Here is a 12059-nt window from a genome sequence, read left to right on the forward strand (position 1 = left end):
GGGTCGGGGTCCTTCCCCTCACCACCAGCCAACTCCGTTACGAGGAGGGGCGCTTGAGCCGACCGGCCCGAACACGGGCCGCATACGGCCCTTGCGCGGGACCGGGGTCACCGCACGAGAACGTGTTCCCCGGAACGTGGGACGACGGCGCTCCAGCCCAGCGTGTGGTCGATGCGGTCGCGCAGCGCGGCTGCCGCATCGGGCTCGCCGTGCACGAGGTAGGTGGTGTGGGGTGCCGGAGCGTGCCGCAGCCAGTCGATGATCTGGCCGGCGTCGGCATGGGCCGAGAAGTGCGGTACGTCGGCCACCTGGGCGCGCACCGGGACGTACTCGCCGAACATCTTCAGCGCCTTGGCGCCGTCGACGAGGTCGCGGGCCCTGGTGCCCTGTGCCGCGAAGCCCACCACGACCACGGCGTTGCGCGGGTCGGGCAGCAGTCGCCGCAGATGGTGCAGGACACGACCACCGGTGGCCATGCCGGACGCCGACACGATGACGGCCGGCCCGCCGGCCCGGCTGATGTCGACGGACTCCTGGATGGAGCGGGCCGCCAGGAATGGCTCGGGGCTCAGCGCGCCCAGGCCGGCGGCCGCGACCTCGGGACGCAGTTCGGGGGCCCGGGAAAGAACGGCGTCGCGGTAGACGTCGAGAGCAGCCAGCGCCATGGGACTGTCGACGTACACCGGTACGGCGGCCGACAGGCCGCCCTTGCGGCGCAGCTCGGCGAGTTCGTGCAGGACGACCTCGGTACGGTCGAGGGCGAACGCCGGGATGACGACGGTGCCGCCGCGGGCCAGGGTGCGGGTGAGCACGCTCGCGAAGTGGGCGCGTGCCGCGTCCTCCTCGTGGTGCCGGTTGCCGTAGGTCGACTCCATGAGCAGCACGTCCGCCCCGGAGAACGGCTCCGGTGGGCGCAGTAGCGGATGGCCGGGGCGCCCGAGGTCGCCGCTGACGGCGAGGGTGTGGCCGTCCTCCAGGGTGAGCCGGGCCCAGGCCGATCCGAGGATGTGTCCGGCGGAGTGCAGCGTGACCGTGGTGCCGGTGGCGATGTCGACCGTCGCGCCGGTCGGTACGGGGTCGAGGAGTTTCAGGGTGCGGTCAACGTCCGAGTCATCGTAGAGGGGCTGGGCCGGGCGGTGTTTGGACCAGCCGTGCTCATCGGCGTGCTGGGCGGCCTCCATCTGCAGCTTGGCGCTGTCCCTGAGCACGATCTCCATGAGCCGGGCGCTGAACTCGGTGGTCACTATCCGTCCCCGGAAGCCGTGCCGCACCAGCCGGGGCAGGTATCCGCAGTGGTCCAGGTGGGCGTGGGTGACGACGACCGCCTCGATGTCATCACCGTCGCAGGGCAGCTTCCGCCAGTTACGCCTGCGCAGGTCCGCCAGACCCTGGAAGAGCCCGCAGTCGACGAGGACTCGGGCGTGGTCGGTCTCGACGAGGAACTTGCTCCCGGTGACGCTGCCCGCCCCGCCCAGGAAGGTGAGCAGCGCGGGCCGGAGCGGCGCGAGGTCCGGTCGGTTGACGGTCATGACGTCTCCTCCTCGCCTTCCGCAGCAGGTTTCCGGGGCCGTTCGGCCCTGGCGGGCTCGCCGCCGGTGTGGTGTGCTGGAGGTGTCGGGAAGGGACCCGGAACGACGCGGAGAAGCGGCCGGCGGCCGTGCACCGCGCAATCAGGATCCGCGAGAAGCGGGTAGGGCCCTTCCCGCCTCTGCTGCCCGGGCTCCGTCGCTGTCAGCGGCTCCGGAAGGCCTCACGGCGGTCTCCTCGTCCGGCAGGTCCGGGTCGAGGTCAGGATGGCGGGGCCGGCCGGTCAGCGCGCAGTCCACGTCCACCACGCCCTCGATTGCGTGCGCCAGCCGGGCGGCTACGGGCACGAGCGCGGTGTCCCTGATCCGTCCGGTCAGCTTCACCACGCCGTCGTGCACCTCCACCCGGACCGGTTCGGGGGGTGCGGGGAACAGCAGGTCGACGACCTCGCGCCGGACTTCCTCGGCGATGTCCTTGTCGTTCCGCAGGAAGACCTTGAGCAGATCGGACCTGCTGACGATGCCCTTCAGCACTCCGTCCCCGTCCACCACGGGCAGTCGCTTCACCCTGTTCCGCGCCATGATCCGCGCGGCCCGCGCGAGCGACGCGTCCGGCGCCACGGTGATCGCCGGGCCGGTCATCAGCTCCTCGGCGGTCACCGCGCCGGCCTTGGCCAGTTCGGCCAGGCGCCACAACCGGGTGTACAGGTCCGGCACGTCGCCCCGGAACTCCTCCTTGGCCAGCAGGTCGGCCTCGGAGACGACTCCGACGACGCGGTTGCCGCTCTCCAACACGGGAAGGGCACTGACCTTCCACTGGTGCATGGTCCTGACGACGTCCTTGAACGTCGCTCCCCGGCCGAGGGCGACGACGGTGCGGGTCATCACATCGCTCACGAGATGCGCGGTGTCGTGCATGGCGTCCTCCCGGGGCTCGGATCCCGCGACACCTTCAGAGTCGGACACGGACAGGCCTGCGACATGGGCCGAGTGGCCCTGATCGGGGTTCCGATCGGTCCGCTTCTGCTGCTGCGCCGACGCTCGGTCCAGGGCCGTGCGGGTCGGGAGCAGCCGAGGAGCGGTACCGAGGCTGTTGGAAACGGCACCGGTCGCCGTGTTCGTCGTCGTCGACGACACCGAGGCCATCAAGCTCGTCAACGGCGACGCCGCCAACGGCAAGGTGCGGCGCATGGGAGCGGGACTCGAACTGGACGGGATGGACATCAGCGACCGCAAGCGCGCGGAGCGGGAGGCGACTGGTCCGCCCTCATCCCCCTGGCACCGGACCGATCGGGGTGCTGATCGGCGGCGTGATGAGCGGGGTCTGGAAGCCACCGCCGTCATGGGCCGGTTGTGCTCGGCCGCGCACGCGCCGACCAAGACCGGTATGCGGCCCCGTCGGCTGATGCAGCCCTGGGCGGGCTGTGTCACCGATCCGGACGTCCCCGACCAACTCGTCACCTGCTGCTGTCTGTCCATCGTCCCTGACACCGGCAACCTGGCCGACAGCGGAGGCGTACGTCCCGCCGACGACGCCAAGACGACCTGGTTCACGCTGATCCGACGGACCGCGTCGTCTTGTCGCGCACCCACGCAGAAGAGGGTCGTTCGGCCCCGGCCCGAGGCCGCTTCGGCCTCTGCCGGTGACGGTACCCCGAGAGGATTCTGGTACCGAAGGGACCCGTACAGAAGCGTGCGGGCACCGATCCGGGGAGGTGACGGCCGTGCTGCGCCCCGTTGTCGTAGGGCTGGACGGTTCGCGTGAGAGTCTCGCCGCCGCAGACTGGGCGGCGCGAGAGGCGTTGAGGCGCGGCCTGCCGCTGCGTCTGGTGCACGCGTGGGTGGGCGGTACGTCGCCCGACGAGTCGGAGCTGCCCGAACTGGAGGCGCCGCGCTACTGGGCGCGACGGATCCTGCGCGGCGCCATGGACCGGCTCAACGAAAGCTATCCGCAGGTCTATCTGAGCGCGGACCAGATTTCCCGGCCCGCGGCCGACGCCCTGGTCGCAGCGGGGGACGAGTCCGAGCTGCTGGTCCTGGGCAGCCGTGCGTTCAGCGGATTCGGCGGGTTCATGGCCGGCTCGGTCGCCCTGTCGACGGTGGCCCATGCGACACGCCCCGTCGTGCTCGTACGGGCGCACCAGACACTCGAGGACGAGCACGTGCCCGACGCCGAGGGCCACGCCTCGGCGCGCACGCCGTACCGCGGGGTCGTGATCGGGGTGGACCCGGCGTCTCCGTGCGAGGAGTTGCTGGCCTTCGCCTTCGAGAGCGCACGCCTGCGCTCGGCTCCGCTGACGGTGGTCTACGCCTGGCGCCTGCCCTACGTGCCCACGGCGCTGGAGGCCAAGGCGCGCAGGGACGTACGCCGGGCCGCCGAGCGCACGCTCGGCGCGCTGCTCGGGCCGTGGCGGGAGAAATACCCCGCGGTCGAGGTCCGAGAAGTGGTCGAGGAGGGGCGTCCGGCTCAGCAGCTGTTGGAGGCCACGCAGGACGCCGGACTGCTGGTCGTCGGCCGCAAGCTCCGCCCGGCGAGGATCGGCATGCACACCGGACCGATCGCCCACGCGGTGATGCACCACGTCCACTGCCCGGTCGCCATCATCCCGCACGAGTGATCCACGCGGTACCACGGGACAAAGACTCGTTCGGGAGGAGGGTGCCGTGGTTCCAGGTACGCATCCACGGCCGCGGCGGCCAGCGCGCCGTCACGGCCGCCGAACTGTTGTCGGTGGCAGCCTTTCTGGAGGGCCGCCACGCGCAGGCGTTTCCGAGTTGCGGCTCGGAGCGGACCGGGGCGCCGGTCATGGCGTTCTGCCGGATCGACGAGCGGCCGATCCGCGGTCTCCTCGAGCACGAGGCCTGCCATCGCGGCCGCCAAGCCCGTGAAGGTGTTCAGCAAGGCGGCCACCGGCGTGTCGGCGCCGCCGATCGGCAGCACCATCGTCACGCCCAACAGCAGCGCCACGGCTGATCACCGCGGGCAGGCTCCAGCGCGTCGTGCCCGGGGGCCCGTGGTGTTGCTGGGGACGCGGTCACTGGATGTGGTGCTGCCGGGAGCCTTCATCGCCGGCACGATTTGGCTGGTGCTGGCGCCCGACTCCCGTACGGTTCTGTACGGCTCTCCGCGGATGTCCGTGCGGCCCTCGGCGCGCAGAGATGCCGCCCGAGGAAACCGACGAGCAGGACAGCAGTGGGCACCGGCCGGCCGACGTGGCACAGGGCGAGTGCGGTGGCGGGCGACCGTGAGAACCGGCCCGGTGAACGTCTGCAGCCCCAAGTCGTCGGCCCGCATGGGAAGTTGGTCAAAGTCGTCCCGCCGGGTCGAAGCCCCTCGAAGACATTCACCTGGTGCAGCAGCGTCGCGTCCCGGATCATCAAGGCATCGGGCCGTATGACGGGCTCGGGCACGCTTGGGGGCGGCGCGGCTTCGTGTCACAACCGTTCATGCGGGGCGGGCCCGTCCATGGCGCCTCCCATGTGCCTGCCTCCTGTCGGATCGCCCTGGCCCGGCCCGCGCGTCAAGACGCGCAAGGCCGGGCCCTGGGAGTGCGCCGGACGTGGTGAACGTGCCGTGTGAGCCGAGTGGCCGTTCGGCCCCTCCCGCCAGGCCGGCACCCGCCTCGGCAGAGCGGCGCGACCGCCTCCCGGGCTGCTCAACTTCATTGCTCCGCGGAGCAGTTCGGACCGCTGCGTCATGGGCCTTGCCCGGCTGCCGCAGTCGAGGATCGCCGTCGCCCGTCAGAGCTGCGTCAGCCGGGCGGCGACGTACTCGGTGAGGTCGAGCAGGCGGTTGGTGTAGCCCCACTCGTTGTCGTACCAGCCGAAGACCTTGACCAGGTTGCCGTGCACCTGGGTCAGCGGGGCGTCCAGGACGCAGGAGGCGGGGTCGCCGATGATGTCGCGGGAGACGATCGGGGCGTCGGAGACGCGCAGGATGCCCTTCAGCGGACCGTCGGCGGCCTCGCGGAACGCGGCGTTGACCTCGTCCGCGGTCACGGCCCGATTCAGTACCAGGGTGAGGTCGGTCAGCGAGCCGTCCTCGACGGGCACACGGACCGCGATGCCGTCCAGCGTGCCGGCCAGCTCCGGCAGGACCAGACCGACGGCACGGGCCGCGCCGGTGCTGGTGGGGATGATGTTGACGGCGGCGGTGCGGCCGCGGCGCGGGTCCTTGTGCGGCCCGTCCAGGACCACCTGGTCGTTGGTGTAGCCGTGGATGGTGGTCATCAGACCCTTGTCGATACCGAAGGCCTCGTCGAGAACCTTCACCATCGGCGCCACACAGTTGGTCGTGCAGGAGGCGTTGGAGACCACGTGGTGGCTCTGCGGGTCGTACGTCTCCTCGTTGACACCCATCACGACCGTGGCATCGACGTCCTTGCCCGGCACGGACAGCAGCACCTTGCGCGCTCCCGCCTTCAGGTGCGCCCCTGCCTGCTCCCGGGTCCGGAACAGGCCGGTGGACTCGATGACGACGTCCACACCGAGCTCGCCCCAGGCCAGCGCGGCCGGGTCGCGCTCGGCGGTCACCGCGATGCGGTGACCGTCCACCGTGAGGGAGCTCTCGTCGTGCTCGACGGTGCGGCCGATGCGGCCGTACGTCGAGTCGTAGGTCAGCAGATGCGCCAGCGCCGCCGGCGAGGTGATGTCGTTGACCGCCACGACCTCCACCGGTGTCCCGGCGGAGGCCTCTGCGCGCTCCAGCACGAGCCGCAGGTAATTGCGTCCGATGCGGCCGAATCCGTTGATCCCCACGCGCACACTCATGTCCGTCGCCCTCCCGATCGATCCGTGTCCGGTTACGCTCCCAGCCTGCTGGCCGGTCACGGGGTGCGGCATGGGCCGCACGGGGGCCGGTTCAGGGACGTTCGGCCCACCCGGCGAGCCGGGTCGGCACACAGTTGGACCCGGATCGGGTTGCCGGGACCGGGCTCCGACCGCGACCCGACCCGTTCCCGGGAACGGCCCGAAGGCCAAGGCCCTTCGGCGCTGACGCCGTCGCACGCGAAAGCGGGGCACCACCGCGTCACCGCGGTGGTGCCCCGCACCCGGAGGGTGTACCGGTCAGATCAGCCAGCGGTTGCGGCTCACTACGGGCAGCCGCGCCCAGGCCTTGCCCAGTCCCCAGGTGGCGCCGGCGCCCGCGGCCGCGAGGGCGATCAGGACGACGGCGTAGACGAGGTGGTAGTCGGCGAACGGGTTGGTCGACATGCTCAGCGACCCGTCGGACAGGTGCTTGGCCGGCGGCCACTCGGCGATCCACATCAGCGCCATCATGAGCGTGCCCGCCACGGCGGCCAGCCGCAGGCCGATGCCCAGCATCAGCGCCACACCGACACCGAGGAGGCCGAGCATGAACAGCCAGTCCGCCCAGGCTGCCCCGGCCCAGTCGTGGAACGTCGACTCCATCGGACCGGCCGCGACCCCGCTGAGGAAGCCCTTGGTCGGCGATCCGCCGTCGATCCAGCCCTTGCCGGAACCGGTCGCGTAACCGAACCCGAACGTCTTGTCCAGGAAGGCCCACAGGAAGACGAACCCGGTCAGCAGCCGCAGCCCGGCGAAGACGTACGCACGGGTGGCGGTCGTCGCGGCGGTCGTGGTGTCGGCCGTCGCCGCAGCGGTCCCGGTCCTGTGCCGGGACGGGAGGTGGAATCCCAGGTGCCGGTGCGAGTGGTCTTGAACTGCCATGGTGCTCATCCCTTCCAGAGGATCACGCGCGGGTTCACGATGTCTGTCGTCGCGTCATCAATGTCCCGCTTCCACGCCCCGGACCGGAGGGGCTGCGAGCCCCTGACCGTGGGGCCGACCGGCCCTGCTTGACGGCCCGTTCAGCCGTTCCAGGTCCAGTCCGCCACCTCTGGCAGATCCGTACCGTGCTCGCGGATCCAGGCGTGGTGGCGCAGCCGGGCATCCTCCATCGACTGGCGTACGGCAGCGGCGCGCACGGCGAGTCCGGGAACGCGGTCGATGACGTCCATGACCAGGCGATAGCGGTCGAGGTCGTTGCGGACGACCATGTCGAACGGGGTGGTCGTGGTGCCGATCTCCTTGTAGCCGCGCACGTGCAGGTTCTTGTGGCCGGTGCGGCGGTAGGCCAGGCGGTGGATCAGCCACGGGTAGCCGTGGTAGGCGAAGATCACCGGCTTGTCAGGCGTGAACAGGCCGTCGTACTCGAAGTCGCTCATCCCGTGCGGGTGTTCCTCGCTCGGGAAGAGCCGGGCGATGTCGACCACGTTGACGACGCGTACCGCCAGCTGCGGCAGGTGGAGGCGGAGCAACTGGGCGGCCGCCAGTACCTCCTGGGTCGGAACGTCACCCGCACAGGCCAGTACGACATCCGGATCCCGGGTGCCGTCCTCGGTGCCGGCCCAGTCCCAGATCCCGGCGCCGCGGGCGCAGTGGACCTTGGCCTGTTCCATCGACAGCCAGTCGTAGCTGGGCTGTTTGCCGGCGACGATCACGTTGACGTAGTCGCGGCTGCGCAGCGCGTGATCCGCCACCGACAGCAGAGTGTTGGCGTCCGGCGGGAAGTAGACGCGCACCACTTCGGGACTCTTGTTGAGGATGTGGTCGACGAAGCCAGGGTCCTGATGGGAGAAGCCGTTGTGGTCCTGGCGCCAGACGTGCGAGGTCAGCAGGTAGTTGAGGGAGGCGATAGGGGCGCGCCAGGGCAGCTTGCGTGTCACGCGCAGCCACTTGATGTGCTGGTTGACCATCGAGTCGACGATGTGGACGAACGCCTCGTAGCAGGAGAACAGTCCGTGCCGGCCCGTGAGGAGGTAGCCCTCCAGCCAGCCCTGGCAGGTGTGTTCGGAGAGGATCTCCATCACCCGGCCGTGGCGTTCCAGGTGCTCGTCGACCGGGAGCAGTTGGGCCTGCCAGGCCTTGCCGCTGGCGTCGAAAACGGCCTGGAGGCGATTGGAGGCGGTCTCGTCGGGGCCGACGATCCGGAAGTCCCGCCGGTGGCTGGTGTGGCGCATGACGTGTTCCAGCAGATCGCCGAGGACGCGGGTCGGTTCATGCAGGGTCGCGCCGGGCTTGTCGACGGGGACGGCGAACCGCTCCAGCGGCGGCAGCGGCAGCTCACGCAGCAGCAGCCCGCCGTTGGCGTGCGGGGTGGCGCCCAGGCGTCGGGCTCCTTCGGGGATGCAGGCCAGCACCTGCTCGCGGGGGCGGCCGTGCTCGTCGAAGAGTTCCTCCGGTTTGTACGAGTGCAGCCACTGCTCCAGCTGGCGCAGGTGCTCCGGGTTGTCGCGGACCGCGGACAGCGGGACCTGGTGGGAGCGCCAGGTGCCCTCCACGGGCAGGCCGTCGACCTCGGCCGGGCCGGTCCAGCCCTTCGGCGTGCGCAACACGATCACCGGCCAGTGAGGGCGTTCGCTGACGCCGCCCTCACGGGCGGAGCTCTGGATGGCCGCGATCCGTTCCAGGGCATCGTCCATCGCGGCGGCCATCGCCCGGTGCACGGTCATCGGGTCGTCGCCGGTGACATGGATCGGGGAATGGCCGTATCCCCGCAGCAGCGCGTCGAGTTCGGACTCGGGGAGCCGGGCCAGCACCGCCGGATTGGCGATCTTGTATCCGTTCAGGTGGAGGATCGGCAGGACGGCACCGTCGTGCACCGGATCGAGGAACTTGTTCGAGTGCCAGGAAGCGGCCAGCGGACCGGTCTCCGCCTCGCCGTCGCCGATCACACAGGCGACGAGCAGGTCCGGGTTGTCGAGCGCGGCGCCATAGGCGTGGGACAGCGAGTAGCCGAGCTCACCGCCCTCGTGGATCGAGCCCGGCGTCTCCGGGGCGACATGGCTCGGCACACCACCGGGGAACGAGAACTGCTTGAACAGACGGGCCATGCCCTGCGCGTCCCGCGAGACGTCCGGGTAGGTCTCGCTGTACGAGCCCTCCAGCCAGGAGTTGGCGAGCACGGCGGGGCCCCCGTGGCCCGGGCCCCAGATGCACAAGGCATCCTGGCCACGGGCCTTGACGACTCGGTTGAGGTGGGTGTGCACGAGATTCAGACCGGGTGAGGTGCCCCAGTGGCCCAGTAGCCGCGGCTTGATGTGCTCCGGGCGCAGCGGCTCGGTCAGCAGCGGATTCGCCATCAGGTAGATCTGGCCGACCGCCAGGTAGTTCGCGGCACGCCAGTGGGCGTCCAGCGCCTTGAGTTCCTCGTCCGTGAGCTCGGCGGTGGACGCCTGCGGTGTGTCGACAGACATGTCGGGTCCTTTCCGGGGCGGGATTCGGGGTCGAGGGCGCATGCCGGGATGCGTCTGTTCACCCTGCGCCCGCCCGCCGGGTACCCGACAGGGCCGACCGGGCCATCCCCTGGGTCCCGGTCGGACGGTCAGCCGTTCGGCACCAGCAGGACCGGGCAGTGGGAACGGTGCAACAGGGCGTGGGGAACCGGGCCCAGGCTCGGGCGCGACCGGCCGGCGTGGTCGTGGACACCGATCACGACGGGGCCGGCCTCACGGGTGGCCTCCGGCAGCGCGTACGCCGCGCCGCTGCGGACCGTGCGGGCCTCGACCTCGACCTCCGGGTACCGCTCGTGCAGCAGAGCCATGCTGAAGCGCGGTATGGCCCTCTCTGCGGTGTCGACCTGGGCCAGTTCGCGCCGGCCGAGGCTGGTCGCGGGCACCAGCGAGGGCAGTTCGGGTGTGACGCGCCGGTGGATCCAGGTGTGCAGGACGCGCAGTCGGGCACCGCGCCGCTCGGCCTCCTGGAAGGCGTGGGCCGCGGCGACCTCGTCGGCGTCGCCCGACAACCCCAGCAGCACGTCCCGGCCGCCGTCACACGGGTGATCGCCGCGGACGACCAGCAGCGGGCTGCGGGTGTGCGCCGCGAGGTGCAGGCTCACCGAGCCCAGGAGCAGCCCGGTGAACCCGCCGAGCCCGCGGTTGCCGACCACGGTGAGTATCGCGCCCTCGCTCTCCCGCACCAGCGCCTCCACCGCACCGGCCTCCGACACCGCGGTCACGACCGGCAGCCCCGGATGGCGGGCACGGATCCGGGCGGCGGCCGCGGCCAGGACCGGTCCGGCCTCGTCACGGTCGGGCACGGCGAAGACGATGCGCAGCGTGGCCCCGCGGGACAGGGCCTCGTCCGCAGCGCGGTCCAGCGCGCGCACGGCGATCAGTGAGCCGTCCACTCCGACGACCACGTGCTGGGTGTCATGTCGCTGCTCCGCTCTGATCTTCGAAAAGTGCTGTTCATATGTGATGCCGCCGTCGCCGATCAGGCCGGCAGATCCGCGCCGTACAGCGTGCGTCCGCCAACCAGTTCGCGCCCGGTGACCAGTTCGGGTTCGATGCGTACGAAGACCTCCCTGGGCGAGGGCGCCCAGGAGCGCGGCCCCACCCGGCGCAGCCGTTCGTGCTCCGCCGGATCGGTCACCACGGTGGCCCGGCCGGTGACGACCACGCTCCAGCCGGACTGCGCGTCGGCGTCGACCTCGTCCGCCTCGAAGGCGACGACCACGCCGTCGATCGCGCGGACCAGCTCTGATGCCGCCGACGTCCGCAGCACCACAGCGCCGTCGTCGAGGCCGAAGTTGACCGGAAGGACAGCGGGCAGGGCCTCGCGGGTGTGCACGATGCGGCCGATCCGCGGCCTCGCCAACAGGCTCAGGCACTCGTGCCGGTCGAGTTCGCGGAACCCGTCGTTGGGGTACATGGCCACCGCCTTTCACCAAGTGCACCTATACGCGTCCCATCCTCGACGGGGCAGCTGCCCCCACAGAGGGGCCATCGGGCCCTGCCCTCCCGGAGAGCAGCCCCGGAAGCGCGTACCGCCATGGCCCGACCGGGCCTCCGTGCGGCCGTTCGGTCCGCGGTGCTACGTGATCGCGCGGCCCGAGATACCGACGACGTCGACCCACACCCACACATCGCGGCGGCCACCCGCCCAGGGCTCGCTGTGCGCCTGGTTCGCGAGGCGGCGCAGGGTCTCCGGACGGGTCACGCCCCGGGCGCGACCGCGCACCAGGACGCTCCAGCCGCGGCCGAACGTCTCGTCGATGTGGTCGACCTCGAAGGCGACCTGCTCGCCCACGACGTGTGCGGGTGCGGAGTCGGCGGCGGTCCGGAACGTGATCGCTCCGTCGACGACGGTGTAGTTGACGGGCAGGATCATCGGCCCCTCCGCGGTGGCCGACGCCACCCGGCCCACACCGTGCGTGCCCAGCCGGCTCCAGCACTGCTCGGTGTCGAGCTCGGTCAGCTCGGGATTGCCGGCAGCCCGCCCACGGCCGGGCGGGCTGATCGTGTCGCCGCCGGTGAGCGCCGTGACAGTAGTCTCCAGAGCGCCGGCGAGCTGGAGCAGAACGTTCCGGCCCGGGGCGGCGGCGGGAGATTTCTCCACGTACTTCAGGTAGTTGACGGACATACCCGCCCGGTCGGCCGTCTCCCGCAGGGTCAGGCCGAGTTCCGTACGGCGCTGTACGAGGCGGCGCCCGAAATCAGTGCGCGCGGGTCCCGTCGGCGGGTGCGCCGTGGGCACTGATGGGTGCTCGTCCACGGTCCCTCGCCTCCT

The 12059-nt window shown here is 71.2% G+C and carries 10 protein-coding genes and 1 pseudogene; 3 read left to right on the plus strand and 8 right to left on the minus strand.

The genetic code is table 11. The features are described from left to right. Positions 1–107: 107 nt before the first annotated feature. Together OG381_RS02155 and OG381_RS02160 are read right to left on the minus strand one after the other, a co-directional pair. Complete coding sequence (locus tag OG381_RS02155; RefSeq protein WP_327714353.1) at positions 108–1529, minus strand: MBL fold metallo-hydrolase; 1422 nt, start codon at positions 1527–1529, stop codon at positions 108–110. A 141-nt stretch (positions 1530–1670) separates the two neighbouring features. After that, complete coding sequence (locus OG381_RS02160; RefSeq protein WP_327714354.1) at positions 1671–2444, minus strand: CBS domain-containing protein; 774 nt, start codon at positions 2442–2444, stop codon at positions 1671–1673. 175 nt (positions 2445–2619) lie between these two features. On the opposite strand from OG381_RS02160, the gene OG381_RS02165 reads away from it, so the two are divergent. The 3 genes and pseudogenes from OG381_RS02165 to OG381_RS02175 form a co-directional block, all read left to right on the plus strand. Next, on the plus strand, positions 2620–3291 hold the full coding sequence (locus tag OG381_RS02165; protein ID WP_327714355.1) for a hypothetical protein: 672 nt from the start codon (positions 2620–2622) through the stop codon (positions 3289–3291). Next, positions 3251–4144 carry a universal stress protein gene (locus OG381_RS02170; RefSeq protein ID WP_327714356.1) on the plus strand — a complete coding sequence of 298 codons (894 nt, stop codon included), beginning with the start codon at positions 3251–3253 and terminating at the stop codon, positions 4142–4144. Before OG381_RS02165 ends, OG381_RS02170 begins: the two co-directional genes overlap by 41 nt. 113 nt (positions 4145–4257) lie before the next feature. Further along, a pseudogene (locus OG381_RS02175) lies at positions 4258–4320 on the plus strand (2-oxoacid:acceptor oxidoreductase family protein); the annotation flags it as partial. Between the two features lie 947 nt (positions 4321–5267). On the opposite strand, the gene gap reads toward OG381_RS02175, so the two are convergent. From gap to OG381_RS02205, 6 genes are all read right to left on the minus strand, one after another. Next, positions 5268–6296 carry a type I glyceraldehyde-3-phosphate dehydrogenase gene (gene gap / locus OG381_RS02180; protein ID WP_327714357.1) on the minus strand — a complete coding sequence of 343 codons (1029 nt, stop codon included), beginning with the start codon at positions 6294–6296 and terminating at the stop codon, positions 5268–5270. 297 nt (positions 6297–6593) lie between these two features. Continuing rightward, positions 6594–7217 carry a hypothetical protein gene (locus tag OG381_RS02185; RefSeq protein ID WP_327714358.1) on the minus strand — a complete coding sequence of 208 codons (624 nt, stop codon included), beginning with the start codon at positions 7215–7217 and terminating at the stop codon, positions 6594–6596. Between the two features lie 140 nt (positions 7218–7357). After that, positions 7358–9745, minus strand: coding sequence for a phosphoketolase family protein (locus OG381_RS02190; RefSeq protein ID WP_327714359.1), 2388 nt, complete (start codon positions 9743–9745; stop codon positions 7358–7360). 128 nt (positions 9746–9873) lie between these two features. After that, entirely contained in the window at positions 9874–10689 is an 816-nt protein-coding gene (locus OG381_RS02195) for a universal stress protein (protein ID WP_327714360.1), read from the minus strand. A gap of 74 nt (positions 10690–10763) precedes the next feature. Further along, a complete protein-coding gene (locus OG381_RS02200; RefSeq protein ID WP_327714361.1) occupies positions 10764–11201 on the minus strand; it encodes a pyridoxamine 5'-phosphate oxidase family protein in 438 nt (145 codons plus the stop codon). A 162-nt stretch (positions 11202–11363) separates the two neighbouring features. Next, positions 11364–12044 carry a helix-turn-helix domain-containing protein gene (locus OG381_RS02205; protein ID WP_327714362.1) on the minus strand — a complete coding sequence of 227 codons (681 nt, stop codon included), beginning with the start codon at positions 12042–12044 and terminating at the stop codon, positions 11364–11366. Positions 12045–12059: the final 15 nt, after the last annotated feature.

It is taken from the genome of Streptomyces sp. NBC_00490 (genome assembly GCF_036013645.1).
Taxonomy (GTDB): Bacteria; Actinomycetota; Actinomycetes; order Streptomycetales; family Streptomycetaceae; genus Streptomyces; species Streptomyces canus_F.